General features: G+C 73.0%; 9 protein-coding genes and 2 riboswitches. All 9 genes read left to right on the top strand.

Translation table 11 applies throughout. From position 1 onward, the window contains the following. The first annotated feature begins 35 nt into the window (after positions 1–35). The 9 genes from FOF48_RS16320 (at position 36) to FOF48_RS37110 (ending at position 14,842) form a co-directional block, all read left to right on the top strand. Positions 36–2,057 carry a TonB-dependent siderophore receptor gene (locus FOF48_RS16320; protein WP_186001932.1) on the top strand — a complete coding sequence of 674 codons (2,022 nt, stop codon included), beginning with the start codon at positions 36–38 and terminating at the stop codon, positions 2,055–2,057. After that, a complete protein-coding gene (locus FOF48_RS16315) occupies positions 2,038–3,636 on the top strand; it encodes an MXAN_6577-like cysteine-rich protein (RefSeq protein WP_143902629.1) in 1,599 nt (532 codons plus the stop codon). The genes FOF48_RS16320 and FOF48_RS16315 overlap by 20 nt, the downstream gene beginning before the upstream one ends. A gap of 42 nt (positions 3,637–3,678) precedes the next feature. Next, a riboswitch (cobalamin riboswitch) is annotated at positions 3,679–3,904 on the top strand. A gap of 156 nt (positions 3,905–4,060) precedes the next feature. After that, the gene (locus tag FOF48_RS16310; protein WP_143902627.1) at positions 4,061–5,491 is read left to right on the top strand and encodes a hypothetical protein; all 1,431 of its coding nucleotides are present in this window, start codon (positions 4,061–4,063) and stop codon (positions 5,489–5,491) included. A gap of 23 nt (positions 5,492–5,514) precedes the next feature. Beyond that, a complete protein-coding gene (locus tag FOF48_RS16305) occupies positions 5,515–6,189 on the top strand; it encodes a cell surface protein (protein WP_143902626.1) in 675 nt (224 codons plus the stop codon). A gap of 182 nt (positions 6,190–6,371) precedes the next feature. Further along, positions 6,372–6,532, top strand: a riboswitch (cobalamin riboswitch). A gap of 171 nt (positions 6,533–6,703) precedes the next feature. Then, a complete protein-coding gene (locus FOF48_RS16300; RefSeq protein WP_143902624.1) occupies positions 6,704–8,002 on the top strand; it encodes a hypothetical protein in 1,299 nt (432 codons plus the stop codon). Continuing rightward, positions 8,002–8,763, top strand: a complete 762-nt coding sequence (locus tag FOF48_RS16295; protein ID WP_143902622.1) for a cell surface protein — start codon at positions 8,002–8,004, stop codon at positions 8,761–8,763. Before FOF48_RS16300 ends, FOF48_RS16295 begins: the two co-directional genes overlap by 1 nt. After that, a complete protein-coding gene (locus FOF48_RS16290) occupies positions 8,760–9,302 on the top strand; it encodes a ubiquinol-cytochrome c reductase iron-sulfur subunit (protein ID WP_255442260.1) in 543 nt (180 codons plus the stop codon). Before FOF48_RS16295 ends, FOF48_RS16290 begins: the two co-directional genes overlap by 4 nt. A gap of 175 nt (positions 9,303–9,477) precedes the next feature. Beyond that, positions 9,478–11,172 (top strand): FHA domain-containing protein, encoded by a 1,695-nt coding sequence (locus tag FOF48_RS16285; RefSeq protein ID WP_143902902.1) that lies wholly within the window; start codon positions 9,478–9,480, stop codon positions 11,170–11,172. Between the two features lie 85 nt (positions 11,173–11,257). Continuing rightward, positions 11,258–14,842 (top strand): serine/threonine-protein kinase, encoded by a 3,585-nt coding sequence (locus FOF48_RS37110; RefSeq protein WP_255442259.1) that lies wholly within the window; start codon positions 11,258–11,260, stop codon positions 14,840–14,842. Positions 14,843–15,026 lie beyond the last annotated feature (184 nt).

The following is a 15,026-nucleotide window of genomic DNA, read 5'->3' as shown; positions in this document are numbered from 1 at the left end:
CTTCTCTCTTCGAGGAAGAGAGCGGAAGGCGGAGCATGTGGCGCTCGCTTCTCGCCCAGGCCGCGTGGGTCCTGGGGCTCGGCTTCCAAGGACCCGCTCAGGCCGGGCAGGAGCCCGCTGCGTCCGAAGCCACGCCCCCCGGGCCCGCCGCTTCCGAGGCGGAGGCGCCCCTCCCCGAGTTCATCCTCCCCACGGTGGACGTCATCGGGAGGGTGGTGCCCGACGCGCCTCCCGACTCCGTGCGACGGCGCGACCCCACGGGGGCCATCACCGTCATCGACGCCCGTGAGCGCGCGGGCGAGGCGCGCGACACCGCCGAGCTGCTGGGGGGCTCGGCGAGCCTCGTCGTGCAGGACGCCGGGGGCTACGGCCAGGGCAAGAGCCTGGTCGTGCGCGGCGCGTCGTCCAATGGCGTGCTGGTGTTCCTGGATGGGATTCCGCTCAACGGCGCGGGGGGCGTCGCGGACCTGTCGCTCATCCCCGTCGCGCTGCTGGAGCGGATGGAGATCCTCCGCGGCGCGGCCGGGGCCCGCTATGGCGCGGGGGGCCTGGGCGGCGCGGTCAACCTCGTCACGCGCGCGCCCGCGTCACGGCTGCTGTCCAGCGGCGAGGTCACCTACGGCAGCTTCGACACCGTGATGGGACATGTCGCCGCGTCGGGCGCGCTGCTCGACGGGCAGGCGCTGGTGCTGCTGCACGGGGGCCGCTCGCAGGGGGACTTCAGCTACCGCGTCGACGAGCTGCCCGCGCTGGATGACAACCCGCTCACGCAGGAGGTGCGCACGCGCAACGATGCCCGCGGCGGCGGCGCGCTGCTGAAGTACCAGCGGAGCCTGGACAGCGGCGGACGCGTGGACGCGCTGGCGGAGCTGTCGCTGGAGGACCGCGCGATCGCCGGCACGGTGCAGAACCCGACCGAGTCCCGCCGCCAGGACCAGACGCGCCTGTCGCTGGGCGCGCGTTGGAGCCGCCCCTTCGGAGACACAGGGGAGGGCAGCGCTCGCGGCTTCTTCCGGCGCGACTGGCTGGATGTCACCGGCGGCGCGATGGGGCTCGATGCCGGCGCGCAGCACTACACCGTGGGTGGCGCGGAGGTGGAGGGGCGCGCGATGGTGGGGCGCAACGCGCTCGCCGTGACGCTCGCCGCCTCGTCGGAGGCCGTCACGCAGGCGACGGGTGCCCAGGCGGCGTCGTGGTGGCGCGCGAGCGTCATGGCCATGGACGAGCTGTCCCTGTTCTCTGAACGCATGAAGCTGGTGCCGTCGCTGCGCGTGGAGCGCGTGGGGCACTACTCGCTGCTGTCTCCCAAGCTGGGCGCGAGCGTGGACCTGGGCCACGGCTTCGGCGTGCGCGCCAACGCGGGCCAGTCCCACCGCGCGCCCTCGTTCCTGGAGCTCTACATCCGCCAGGGACTGCTGTTGCCCAACCCGGAGCTGAAGCCCGAGCGCGCCCTGTCCGTCGACGCCGCGGGCCTGTGGCACGACGACACGTGGAGCGTCACCGCGGGAGGCTTCGCGGCGGTCTACGAAAACCTCATCGCCTATGAGCTGTATCCGCCGATGCTCGCGAAGCCCTACAACTTCGCCGCCGCGCGCGTGTGGGGCGCGGAGGTGGAAGCGGAGGCCCGGCCGCGCACGTGGCTGGTCGCCACCACGAGCTACGCGTGGACCCGCACACAGAACCGCTACGGCGACCCGCGCTATTTCGGCAAGGAGCTGCCGTATCGCCCGCGCCACAAGTGGGTGGGCCGGCTGCGCGTGGGCCCGGACTGGCTCAACGGCCGCACGGAGGTGCTGGTCCAGTCCGCGCAGTTGATCAACCGCGTGGGGGAGGCCCGGCTGTCGCTGCCTGCACGCACCTGGGTGAGCGTGGGCGCCTCCAGCACCTTCCTGCGCCGCCCGGACCTCACGGTGTCGTTCGACGTGAAGAACCTGCTCGATGCCCGGACCGCGGATTACACCGGCATGCCGCTGCCGGGCCGGGCCGCCTACGTGACGTTCGCCGTGGCGCTCGAACCCTCTGCCCCCAAGGACTCCCATGTCGCGTCCCCTCCTTGATGCGCGGCTCGCGCTCGTGCTGCTGGCCCTGGTCCTCACCGGCTGTCCGGAGGAGAAGGTGCTGTGCACGTCCGGCCTGAGCGTCTGTGGCGCCGAGTGCGCGGACCTCCAGGGCGACTCCGCGAACTGCGGCGCGTGTGGCGTCACCTGCGGGACAGGGGAGGTGTGTCAGGCGGGCGTGTGTGGATGCCAGTCGGGCACGGAGACGTGCGGCGCCGCGTGTGTGGCACTCGCGAGTGATCCGCTGAACTGCGGAGCGTGTGGCGCCGCGTGCCTCTCTGGCCAGGTCTGTGAGTCCGGCACGTGCCGCGAGGGGTGCTCTCCCGGGACCGAGCGTTGCGGCGACGGTTGCGTGGCGCTCGCGAGCGACCCGCTGAACTGCGGCGCGTGCGGCGCGGCGTGTCCGGACGTGCAGTCCTGTCATGCGGGCCGGTGCATGTATGACGTGGTGACGGCCTGCTACACCAACGGGCAGTTGGTCGGCATCCAGGCGGGGACGGACCGGATGGGGCCCCGTCGGCAGTTCGGCTCCGGCGTGCAGTCGCTCGCGGCGTGGGACGGGGTGGTGCTGGCGGCGGACGCGGCGCGCTCGGTGTTGTCCCAGGCGCTGGCGGGCTCGCTGGGGACGGTGGTGGAGGAGGATTCGCTGGGCGCGGTGGCGGCGTCACCCAATGACATCCTCGTGGACCCTCCGTATGTGTATGTCCTCGACTCCGTCAATAACACGCTCCAGGTGCTCAAGCGGGAAGGACCATCGCAGGGCGGAGGCCTGGGGCTGCGCACGGTGGGGCAGGTGAACCTGGGCGCGAACACCAGCCCGCAGGTCATCGCGAAGCGCGGCGACACGTTCTACATCCCGCTCTTCGGCACCGCCGGCTCCGACTTCCGGCAGGGCAACGCCGTGGCGCGCGTCAGCGTGAGCGACCCGGAGCATCCCCGGCTCGTGGACACCGTTCCGCTCACGGGGCTGGACCTGAAGTCGTTCGATGGCGGGACGACGATGGCGCTCCCCTACGCCGCCGTGTCGGTGGACGCGGGCGTCTACGTGGCGCTCACCAACCTGAACCCCGTGAATGACTATCTGCCCAACGGCCCCGGGATGCTCGCGCGCATCGACCCCGCGGACGGCGGGGTGCATGCCATTGACCTGGGCGCGAAGGACTGTCTCAACGCGGGCGACGTGCAGGCGGTGGGCGACCAACTGGTGGTGAGCTGCCTGGGAGAGGCGGTGTTCGATACCGCGAGCGGCTACCGCGCGAAGTCCGTGCGCGCCACGGGCCTGGTGCTGGTGAAGGACGACCGGCCCGTGGCCTCGTACGCGCTGTCGCCGGGCTGCACCGGAGGGCCGGAGACGGGTTGCAACCTCGCGGTGGGCGGCCGGCTCGCGGTGGTGGGCAATGCCGTGTACGTCACGGACGTGAACGCGGGCCGCGTGTTCGTGGTGGAGGTGCGCGACGGCCAGTTCGTCGAGCGGCGCGGCAACTCCACGCCCGAGGCGAAGGGCGCGGCGCTGGATGCGTGTCCGGTGGACCCGCGGCGCTCGGTGTCCAATGCCATCGACATCGTCGCGGTGCCGTGAAGCGTTGCAGGCGCTCGTATTGACAAGCCTTGCCTTCCGCCATACTTCAGCGACCGTCGTCGGTACTCCTCCTCATGCAGAGGCGGAGTTTAAAGGGAACCCGGTGTGAAGCCGGGACTGCCCCGCAGCGGTGAGCAGGAACGAACGCCGTCCTCGCAAGCACTGGCCCCCGAGTGGGCTGGGAAGCGACGGCCAGTAGGTGGGTGACCCGATGAGGGCTCTCCCGCGCCTGCGAGTCCGAAGACCTGCCACGACCCATGCCCCCGGGCATGGCCAGACCGGAGCCTCCGAGGGGAGGTGACGGAGGTCTTCCGCTCGCGCGGCGTGTCGTGTCCTGACGTGTCCTTCGTTCGCGGTCCGCTCTCCGTCCCTCGCCCCTTGGAATCACCTCGCCCGTGGGGGCGATGCAAGGGAGCAGTCGCGGATGAAGACAGAGCGGATGATTTCAGGGCGGGGCCTCGTGCTGGTGCTGACGACCTTCGCCATGGCGCTGACCGGCACGGGCTGCGGAGACGAGTGCATTGATGAGTTCGACTGCCGCGACAAGGGCACCCCTCCCGAGGGACAGCGCTACGCCTGTGTCGAGAACCGCTGCGAGCTGAAGTCCAACCCCGTGCCCGACGCGGGGACGGAGACCGACGCTGGCACCACCGACGCGGGCATCACTGACGCTGGCACCATCGACGCGGGCACCACTGACGCTGGCACCATCGACGCGGGCACCGACGCTGGCACCATCGACGCGGGCACGGACGCCGGCACCATCGACGCGGGCACGGACGCCGGCACCATCGACGCGGGCACGGATGCCGGCACCACCGACGCGGGCACGGACGCTGGCTCCGACCCGTGCGCGAGCGCGGCCTACGACCCGAAGCTGGGCACGCTTCAGCTCCAGGCGGGCTTCGTGGCCGGTGAGGCCGCGCCGCTGCCTGCCTCCGCGGGCCCGGTGGGCGTCACGCCCGGACCCACGTACTCGCTCTACACGGTGGTGTCGGTCGGCTATGTCGGCCCGCATGCGCTGTACTCGCTGGGCACGTGGCCGCAGGTGACGCTGGGCGCGACGCCGCTCTTCGACGTGGCCGCGCCCGCCGACCGGGGCCCTTCCACGTCGCTCTTCCTCAGCTCCTTCGTGGAGTCGGACGGCCAGCGCATCCTCACGGGGTACACGAAGTCCGGCGCGGGCTTCCCGGGCTCCGTGGGGGTCTATGACACCGTGACGCCTGCCTCCTCCGTCTACTTCTCCGCGCCCAGCAACTTCTCCGCGGGTGTCGTGCCGGGCGCGTTCCTCATCAACGGCGGCGGCCTGGACACGGTGTCGGCCGGCCTGGGCATCTACGCGCTGAAGACGGATACCTCGCCGTTCACCGCCCTGAAGGTCGGAACGCTCCCGCCCGACACGGATGGCAGCGGCTTCACCGCCGTGTCCACCAACGGCGTCGCGATGCTCGGCTACTACTCCGGCACCACCTACCTCAACGAGGGCCGCGCGGTGGCCCCCGCGGCGATTGCCCAGGCGCTCTCCTCGGGCACCCCGTTCGCCGTGGCGGACGCGCCCGCGCTCGCCGTGGGCTCCAACTTCGTCGCCGCCGCGGGTCAGGGCGAGGGCGTGGCGGTGCTTCGCGGCGACTACGTTCCGCCCAACTACAACTTCGCCGGGACGGACATCTCGCGCTTCGCCTTCACCGTGACCAACGCCGGCGCGACCGTCACCGTCGGCGCCCGTCAGCCGGTCCTCGTCTACGCGGACCAGTGCACGAGCGTGACCGGCATCACCTCCATTGGCGCGGACCTGCTCGTGGCCGTGGATGACAAGAACGGCGCGCGGCTGGTCCGCATCCAGCAGGCCCCGTGATGACCCTCATCCGGAGAACACCCATGAAGACCCTTCTCTCGAAGCGGTTCGCGATGGGGCTCGCCGCGCTCCTGTCCGTGGCGTGCGGTGGTGAGGACTCGCCGGACCGCTTCCAGGACCAGGCGCTGGTCGGGGATCCGTTCGCGGACCGCATCGTGTCCTTCACGCCCGGCGCCGGCGCGGGCTTCGGTCAGAGCCAGCTGCCGGGCATCGTGCTCGGGCCTCCGCAGGGCGCTGGCGCGGGTTCGGGCTCGCTGGACGTGCTGTCGCTCGGACGCAACGGCGTCATCATCCTGGAGTTCACCGACATCGCGGTGACGGATGGGCCGGGCGTGGACCTGCTCGTGTTCGAGAACGCGTTCCTCAAGCCCAGCGGCAAGCCGTTCGCGGAGACGGGCGTCGTGGCCGTCAGCGACGACGGCGTCACCTGGCACGAGTTCCCGTGCGCGTCCTCCGACGTGGCGAACGACTTCCCGGGCTGCGCGGGCGTGAAGCCCGTGTACTCGAGCCCCGGCAATGGCATCTCGCCCACCGACCCGGCCGTGGCGGGGGGAGATGGCTTCGACCTGGCGGACGTCGGCCTCACCCGCGCGCGCTTCGTGCGCATCCGCGACTCCGGCGCCAATGGCTACGCGGGCATCAGCGGCGGCTTCGACCTGGACGCCGTCGCCGTGGTGAACGGCGTGCAGCTGCCGTAGTCCGCGACGCGCGGCGGGACCCGGGACCGTTCTCCACCGGACGGTCCCGGGCGCCGCGTGCCCATCCCGTGGATTCGGGGTGGGGGAGGCTTCCCGGGTGGGAGCGCCGGGATGACACGCCCGCCTCCCTCCTGGTGCCGCGGTGGAGCCCTCGCCGCATTGACATTGACCCGGGGGCGCCATAGTCCCGCCCCGTCATCGATGCCATCGCGCCATGGGGCGTGAGGGCGTCCAGGGAACCCGGTGTGAGTCCGGGACTGCCCCGCAGCGGTGAGCAGGGACGGTGTTCGCAAGCACCCCGTCCTCGTGAGTCCGAAGACCTGGCGACGACCCGGTGTCCTCCTCCCATTCGGGGAGGGCCCGGACACAGACCGGAACCTCCGCGGGGAGCTGACGGCGAAGACAGGACTCCAGGTCGCGCCGCGCGACAGGAGCTCCAGCGCCTTCGTGCCCGTCCCGCCTCCCGCCAGGAAGCCCCGCCGCCTCCACGCGGCGGGCAAGGAACGAGGACACGATGCGGACCGACACGAAGCGGGTGGGCGCGAAGGGCCAGCGCGCGGCGCTGATGGGCGCCCTGCTGGCGGTGGTGCTGGGCGGGACAGGCTGCGGCGACAACGAGTGCGAGGACGCCGCCGAGTGCCGCGACCAGGCCCCGATTTCGGAAGGCCGGTCCTGGATGTGCGTGGAGAACAAGTGCGTCCCGGTGGACATCGTTCCCGACGCGGGCACGGATTCCGGCACCGACGCGGGTCCTGGCTCGGACGCGGGGACGGACGCCGGGACGGATGCGGGCACGGACGGCGGCACCGACGCGTGCGACGCCGTGCCGCGCGAGGCGAAGCTGGGCACGCTCCAGCTCCAGGCGGGCTTCACCGTGCTGGAGGCCGCGTCCCTGTCCCCGAACGTGGTCGCGGTGGTGGCCACGCCCGGCCCCACGTATTCGCTCTTCGCGCTGCGCACGACGGCCACGGGCCGCGACTTCTTCGCGCTGGGCACCTGGCCGGAGGTGAAGCTGGGGGAGGCCGCGCTCGAGACCGTGCTCGCTCCCGCGGATCGCGCCGACGCCGCGAACACCTTCCCGTCCTACTTCCTGGCCTATGACGGCGCGCGGCTGCTCGCGGGCTACACGAAGCCGGCCGCGGGCTTCCCGGGCAGCGTCGCGGTGGTGGAGCCGTCCTCGCGGGACGCCGCCCTCTACCTGAGCGCGCCGGGCAACTACTCCGCCGCGGGCATGGCCGACGCGTTCTTCATCAACGGCGGGGGGCTGGACACGGTGTCGTCCGGCCTGGGCGTCTACGCGCTGGTGACCTCCGCGAAGCCCTACGCCGCCGTGAAGGTGGCGGACTTCCCCGCGCAGGTGGGCGCCAGCGGCTTCACCGCTGTCTCCGCGAACAACATCGCGGTGTTCGGCTACTCGGCGGCGGACACGTACGTGAACGTGGCCCACGCCGTGTCGTACGCGAAGCTGGGCGAGGCGCTGGCCTCGCGCACGCCGGTGGTGCTCGCGAACGAGCCGCGCCTGGAGGTGGGCAGCGACTTCAACGCCGCCACGGGCTTCGGCAATGGCGTGGCGGTGGTGCGCGGCGGCTACGGCGCCACGGCGGGCTTCGGCGTCACCGACGTGTCCCGCTTCTCGCTCACGCCGGGCCTGGGCGGCGGCCAGCCCCTCAGCGTGGGAGCGCGTGAGGCGGTGCTCACCGTCGTGGACAGGTGCACGTCCGTGGACCTGCTGTCGTCGCTGGGCTCGGACCTGCTCGTAGGCGTGACGGACATCCACGGCCGCCGCCTCGTGCGCATCCGGCAGGGCCCGTGATGCGGCGCCTGCTGCTCGCGCTCGGCGCGCTGCTGGCCCTGGGCGCGTGCACCGGCGACCCCGACATGCCGCCGCCCGCGGAGGACAGCGTGGACGCCGGGACGGACGCCGGAGCGGCTTCCGATGCCGGCACCGAAGCGGATGCCGGCACGGACGCCGGTGTCGACGCGGGCACGCGGCCCGTGGATCCGTTCGCGGACCGGGTGACGGCGTACCACTTCGGAGACTTCGCCGGCTTCGGGCAGGACCGCTTCCCGGCGGTTGTCTTGGGGCCTCCGGCGGGGGCGGGGCAGTTCGCGGGCTCGCTCGACGTGCTGTCGCTGGGGCGGGGCGGCTCCATCACCCTGGAGTTCACCGACCTGGTCGCGGTGGACGGCCCGGGCGTGGACCTGCTCGTGTTCGAGAACGCGTTCCAGAAGATTGGCGGCGACATCTTCGCGGAGACGGCCACCGTGTCCGTCAGCGACGACGGCGTCACGTGGTTCGACTTCCCCTGCGACCCCACCGACAAGGACGGGGGCTACCCGGGCTGCGCCGGCACGCATCCGGTGCTCTCGAGCCCCGACAATGGCGTCTCCCCCATCGACCCGGCCGTGGCGGGCGGGGACGGCTATGACCTGGCGGACGTGGGCCTTGCCCGCGCGCGCTTCGTCCGCCTCACCGACACGGGGCTCAACAGCTACGGCGGCACCTCCGGCGGCTTCGACCTGGATGCGCTCGCCGTGGTGAATGGCCAGCTGGCCGACGGCGGCACCCCGTGAGCAAACCCCCGCTCCATTCGCCTCGGGAGCACGTGGAGGCGGGTGGGGTGGATCGCCGTCAGGCGCTCTGCACGCTCCTGCGCGGCACCTGTGCCCTGGCCGCGCTGGGGTGCGGTGGCGACTGGCGCGAGGCCGTGGTGCTGCCCGGTCCGGACGCCGTGCCCGACGCGGGCCCGGCCGGGTGCGGTGACACGGGCCTGCCGGGACCGCCGGAGGAGGGCTGGGTGGAGGTCCCCCTCGCGGACCATCCCGCCCTGCGCGAGCCCGGGGGAAGTGACCGCGTCCGCGTCCCCTCCGCCCTCCTGGACGTGGTGGTCGTGCACGCGGCGGACGGCTGCTACCGGGCGGTGTGGCGCACGTGCACCCACGGCGACTGCGCGGTGGCCTGGGACGGGACCCTGGGGCTGGTGGAGTGCCCCTGCCACGGGTCGCGCTTCGGCCTGGAGGGGCAGGTCCTCCGGGGGCCCGCGACCCGGCCCCTCGCCGCCTATCGCACCCTGCGCGTGGGTGATTCGCTCTTCATCCTTCGCCCCAGGTGAAGTCCATCCTTCGCCCCAGGTGAAGTCCGACCCCGGGTCTCCACCACATCGGGTGCCCGGGAGGGCATGACGCGACGCGAGAGGGCGTCCGAGGCCTTGCCCGGACGCCCGTATTCCACGGGAAAGCGTCTCGGACTCTCGGAAGATTGGGAGGTCGTGTAATGTCGTGCGCCCGATGTGGCAGATCATCATCAACGGGCCCGGCTACTTCGACACGTCGTACGACCTGCCGGAGGGCGTCACCAGCCTCGGCCGGGCCGACGAGAACGACATCGTGCTGGGCGGTGACCTCGTGTCGCGCCGGCACGCTCGCCTGTACGTCGAAGGTGACGTGCTGCGCATCGAGGACCTGGGCAGTCGCAACGGCAGCCGGGTGAACGGCGCGCCGCTGCAGGGCAGCAAGAACCTGGGTGCGGGCGACACGGTGGCGCTGGGGGAGAACACCCTGGCGGTGCGCCAGCCGCACACGGTGGAGAACGCCGCCACGGAGATGATGGACCTGGGCGCGGGCGGCGTCGTGCGCTTCGGGCACGGCACGGACGTGGGCCCCTCCGTGCTGCTGGCGAAGAACGTGAAGGACGCGGAGGTGCTCCGCCTGCTGGACAACGTGGGGCCGCTGCCGTTCGACGACGCGTTCTCCGGCCCCTCGCCCGTGCCCACGGGCTCCGCGGTCGCCAGCCCTCGCGTGTCGTACGAGACGCTGGTGCTGCTGGTGCACGCGGCGGAGGCGCTGGCCACCGCGCGCACGCTGACCGCGTTCCTGGAGTCCGCGATGGACCGGCTCCTGGAGCGCACCGACGCGACGACGGCGGTGGTGCTGCTCAAGCACGCCACGGGGCCGCTGGTGCCCGCGGCCGTGCGCCACCGGGGGCGGCTCGCCAAGGGCGAGGTGCCCGTGTCGGACGCCATCGTGGACGAGGCCCTCCGCCAGGGCCGCGCGCTCGCGGTGGGCGACGTGCGCGATGATCGCCGCTTCGCCGGACGCGAGAGCGTCATCATGTACGGCGTGGACCGGGTGCTGTGCATCCCCATCGGCACCGAGCCGCCCTTCGCGGGCGTGCTCTACGTCAACGTCCCCGGCGAGGGGGACACCAGCCTGGAGCTGATGCTGGACGCCTGCACCGCGGTGGCCCACCTGGTGGCCAGCGGCGTGCAGCGCTTCGCCGTGCGCGACGGCTCCGGCACGGACCGGATGCGGCGCAACCTGGAGCGCTTCCACTCGCCGGAGGTGGCCGAGCGCCGCGCCGCCGAGGCCCAGCGCGTGGGGGGCAAGCTGCCCGGGCTGGAGGAGAAGAACCTCACCGTGCTGCACGCGGAGCTGGCGGACTTCGGCGCCGTGATTGGCCGGCTGGGCGCGGCGCGGGCCACGCAGCTGCTCAACGACTTCCACGCGCGCATGAGCGGCATCGTCTTCAGCTTCGAGGCCACCGTGGAGGGCTTCCTCGGCGAGTCCATGCGCGCGCTCTTCGGCGTGCCCTACGCGAAGGGCGACGACGCGGTGCGCGCCGTGCGGGCCGCCCTGGCGCTGCGCTCGGACTGGGAGCGGGGCATGGCCCGCCGGCCGCAAGACGAGCGCTGCGACCTGAGGATCGCGCTGCACTCCACCAAGGCGCTGGTGGGGATGATCGGCACCGAGGCGCGCACCGAGTACACCGCCGTGGGCGAGGGAATGGGGGTCGCGGGCTGGCTGGCCTCCACCGCTGGTCCCGGGCAGGTGCTGATGACCGGCAAGCTGCTGGCGGCCACCGGGGCCCGCTTCGACGTGATGCCCCTGGGCGAGCGGGTGGTGCGTCCCCCTCGGGACAAGGTGGCCGTCTTCGAGGTGATTGAAGAGGACATGGGCATGCTGACCAACCCCGGTATCCGGTGAGGCAGCCGGCGCGGCCGGTTGACCGGTTGAAGCGGGGCCCCTGCTCGGGGTTCAATGCGCTTTCCGTGGTGGACCCCCGCACCGCATGAGCTCTTCGACCCAGCCCGCCCGATTGCGTCCCTTCCGGCCGCAGCCCTTCGGCCGGTACACGCTCCTGTCGCACCTGGCCACCGGCGGCATGGGGGAGATCTACCTCGCCCGCCTGGAGGGCGCGCAGGGCTTCGAGAAGCTGTGCGTCATCAAGAAGATCCTCCCGCAGTTCGCGGAGGATCAGGACTTCGTCGAGCGCTTCGTCGGTGAGGCGCGCACGCTGGTGCGGCTGGGGCACGGCTCCATCGCGCAGGTGCTGGACATGGGCGTGCACGAGGGCGAGGCCTACATGGCCCTCGAGTACGTGGACGGCAAGGACCTGCGCAAGGTGGCCGCGCGCGTGCGCGACCGGCAGACGCCGCTGCCGCTCACGTTCGTGCTCTACGTCATGGGCCGGGTGCTGGACGCGCTCGCGTACGCGCACCGCAAGCGGGACGAGGAAGAGAAGGAGCTGAAGCTCGTCCACCGGGACATCTCCCCCCAGAACATCCTCATCTCCTACGAGGGGGAGGTGAAGGTCATCGACTTCGGCCTGGCGAAGAGCCGGCTGTCGGCGGCGAAGACGAACCCGAGCATCATCCTGGGCAAGTTCCTCTACATGTCGCCCGAGCAGGCCCGGCACCAGCCGGTGGACCGGCGCAGCGACCTGTACGCGGTGGGCCTGTGCCTGTACGAGCTCATCTCCGGCAAGAACCCCTTCGACGCGATGCCACCGGGCGAGCTGATGTCCGTGGTGGCGAACCCGAAGGTGGCGCCGCTCAGTGAAGCGGAGCCGCTGACGCCGCCGGCGGTGTCGCAGCTGGTGGCGAAGGCGCTGGCGGTGGAGCCGGGCCAGCGCTTCCAGACGGCGGAGGAGTTCCGCGGGCGCCTCCAGGCGTGCCTGATGGAGATCGACACCAGCGCCGGCCCGGAGAGCGTCAGCCGCTTCATGCGCGACCTCTTCTCCGCGGACTACCAGTCCGAGCGCCGCCTGCTGACGACCCTGCGCGAGGTGCCGCGCGACGTGAGGGCCAGCGGCACGTACGAGGCGCTGGGCCCCGCGCCCCGGCCCACGATGCCGGCCACGCTGCCGCCGAAGACCATCCGCCTGGATGGCCCGGTGGAGCCCCTGTCCTTCCACCCCACGCCCCGCAGCCGCGAGGACGGCGGCGGCGCGCGCGACGACGGTGAGACGCGCCCCGGCGTGATGGTGGATGAGTCCACCCGGCCCGCGTTCCCGGTGGAGGCGCTGGAGGAGGCGGCCCGCGCGAGGGCGCGGCCCAGCCCCACGTCCTCGGAGCCGTCGCCCACGGTGGAGGTCCGCCACGACGCGATGGAGCGGCCCACCATCCTCGAGGGGCTCCCGGCCATCCGCCTCCCCTCGGACCGCCCCGCCGCGGTGGAGGCCCCGCCCCCGCCGCTGACCGGCGAGCCCACCGCGCCCCGCGCGGAGGCGCTGCCTCGGTCGGAGGCAGCGCTCGCGGAGCCCACCGCGCCCCGCGCCACGGCCCTGCCGTATTCGGACCCGGGGCTGTCCGCGCGCGCCGCGCCGCCCGTGCCGGAGGTGCAGGTGTCGCGGCCGGCCGCGGACGCCAGCGACCGTGGGGGCTCGCTGCCCTTCTCGGATTCGGTGGGGCCCCGGGGCGTGCCGCCCGTGGCGTCGACTCCGCCCGCCCGTCCGGTGGATGGACCCGTCCCCTTCGTTCCGGCGGATGCGTCGCGTCCGGTGGCGCCGCCGCCCATGCCGTTCGCGGACCCCGGCCCGGCGCGGTTCGATACTTCGGGGGAATCGCTGCCGTTCATGGAGCCGCCGCCCCCGCCGGACGGCCCGTTGCTCGACGATGAGGAGCTTCCCGAGAGCCCCTATCCCTGGCCGGAGCCTCGCGGCGAGGACGGCCGCTCCGCGGGAGCCGAGCTTCGCGCCCCGGAGTCCGCGCGCGCGGCCGAAGTGGCCCGCCCCTTCGAGCCTCCGCGTCCCCCCGAGCCCCGTGTTCCGGAAGGCCAGCGCCCCACCGCCGCCATGCCGTCCCTGGCGTCGCGCCCGGGCGTGACGACGCCGTCGAACGGCAGCAGGCCGGCGCCCCCGCCCCCCGAACCCCTGCCGAGCTTCGAGTCCGTGCGCTCCTCGGAGTCCTCACGCGGCTTCGACGCGCCCCGGGCCTCCGAGTCCCGTGTCCCGGAAGGTCAGCGCCCCACCGCCGCGATGCCGTCCTTGTCGTCGTCGCCGCGCCCCGGCGCGATGACGCCGTCGAATGGCAGCCGGCCGGTGCCGCCGCACGCCGCGCCCACCATCCAGGTTCCCTCCATCCAGTCCGGAGGAGGTTCCTCCCGCTCCAGCGCCTCCGACGAGTTGGAGACCCCGGACTCCGAACCGGTGGACTCCGGTCCGGTCCCCCGTCCGACGATGCAGGACACGCGGCCGTCGGAGGAGCTGGTCTCGGTGGATGCGCAGGCCCTGGAGTCGGACTCCAGCGTGCCGTACATCTCCGCGGATCCAGACGACGCCGTGGCCGCGCGCGAGGGGGATGGAGACACGCACCCCCGCATCCCGATGCCCCGCGCCTCCCGGCGCGAGGACGCCCAGGCGCGCGTGGTGCTGGACGATGCGCTCCTGCGCGAGTCGAGCGCCGCGGGCCGCCGCGAGCCCGACACCGGCCCCACGGGGCCCGCGCGCGGACGCACGGGGTCGCGCCGCGCCGTGCGCGGTTCGTCGCCGGGCACGCCGGTCGCGCGTTCGAGCACCTCCTCGGGCATGCGAGCAGTCTCCGCTCGCCCGGCGCCCGCCGCGGAGCCGGACGAGTCGTCCACCTCGCGTTCGTCGCGCGACGAGACGCGCCGCAAGGCCATGCCCGTGCGGCCGGAGCCCGCGGAGCCGGTCCGCGCCTCCCGCCGCGAGCCGGTGCCGCCGGTCCAGAAGAAGGGCGGTGTGCTGCGCTCGGTGCTGGTGTTCACGCTCCTGGCGTTCGTGGCGCTGTCCATCGTGGGCATGGGGCTCTACTTCATCCCCGAGATGCGCGTGGCCGTGGGCCTGGAGCACTCGAGGACGATGACGCCGCCTCCGCCCATGCCGGTGCAGCAGGTCCCCACGCGTCCCGCGGCGCTCCCGGGGCATCCGCCCGTGACGCCCCCCGGCCAGGACGTCGCCGAGGCACCCCCGGCCGAGCCGACGCAGCCGGCAGCGGACGCCAAGGCGCCCCCGGCCGCGCCGGTCGTGCCTCCGCCCACGCTGGCGTCCGACGATCTGCTCGCCCCCGACGAGTCGTCCGCGAGTGAGGAGGCTCCCACGCCGCGCGCACCCACTCCGAAGAAGCCGCCCCCGTCACGCCCTCCCAAGCGCGGCCCCCCTTCGCGCGCGGCCGCCAAGGACCTCAACGCGCCCAGCGCGTTGGACCTGGAGTGGGCCCAGACACGGTCGCTCTTCCTGTCGATCAAGCGGCGTCACGGGTGCGAGGTCATGCAGATGCAGTGCAACCTCTTCGAGAAGCTGGCGGACGACATCAACGAGAGCGCCGAGAGCGGCGGGGGCAACGACGCCTCGCTCCTCAAGCGCGTGCGTGACATGCACGAGAAGCTGAAGGTCACGCAGCAGTCCCAGGGGTAGGCCCGCCACGCCCGGGCCTGCCGCCACCGCCCGCTCGCAGCCCGTCAGGGATTCCCCCTCGAGCGTGAAGGCCCGCCCGCCTGCCTCACTCCAGGGCGGCGTGGGTTGACAGGGATGTCACCCCGGCGGGAAACACCATGAGCGCGGGGCCCCTGTTCCGTCGTGTCTCCCCCCGCCACCGAGG

It is taken from the genome of Corallococcus sp. Z5C101001 (assembly GCF_007352635.1).
GTDB classification, from domain to species: Bacteria; Myxococcota; Myxococcia; order Myxococcales; family Myxococcaceae; genus Corallococcus; species Corallococcus silvisoli.
This window is presented reverse-complemented; position numbering and strand designations above follow the sequence as displayed.

Bases quoted from the DNA above. Each gene is read 5' to 3' on its own strand.
- FOF48_RS16320 (WP_186001932.1), top strand. From the start codon at position 36: ATGTGGCGCTCGCTTCTCGCCCAGGCCGCGTGGGTCCTGGGGCTCGGC.
- FOF48_RS16315 (WP_143902629.1), top strand. From the start codon at position 2,038: ATGTCGCGTCCCCTCCTTGATGCGCGGCTCGCGCTCGTGCTGCTGGCC.
- FOF48_RS16310 (WP_143902627.1), top strand. From the start codon at position 4,061: ATGAAGACAGAGCGGATGATTTCAGGGCGGGGCCTCGTGCTGGTGCTG.
- FOF48_RS16305 (WP_143902626.1), top strand. From the start codon at position 5,515: ATGAAGACCCTTCTCTCGAAGCGGTTCGCGATGGGGCTCGCCGCGCTC.
- FOF48_RS16300 (WP_143902624.1), top strand. From the start codon at position 6,704: ATGCGGACCGACACGAAGCGGGTGGGCGCGAAGGGCCAGCGCGCGGCG.
- FOF48_RS16295 (WP_143902622.1), top strand. From the start codon at position 8,002: ATGCGGCGCCTGCTGCTCGCGCTCGGCGCGCTGCTGGCCCTGGGCGCG.
- FOF48_RS16285 (WP_143902902.1), top strand. From the start codon at position 9,478: ATGTGGCAGATCATCATCAACGGGCCCGGCTACTTCGACACGTCGTAC.
- FOF48_RS37110 (WP_255442259.1), top strand. From the start codon at position 11,258: ATGAGCTCTTCGACCCAGCCCGCCCGATTGCGTCCCTTCCGGCCGCAG.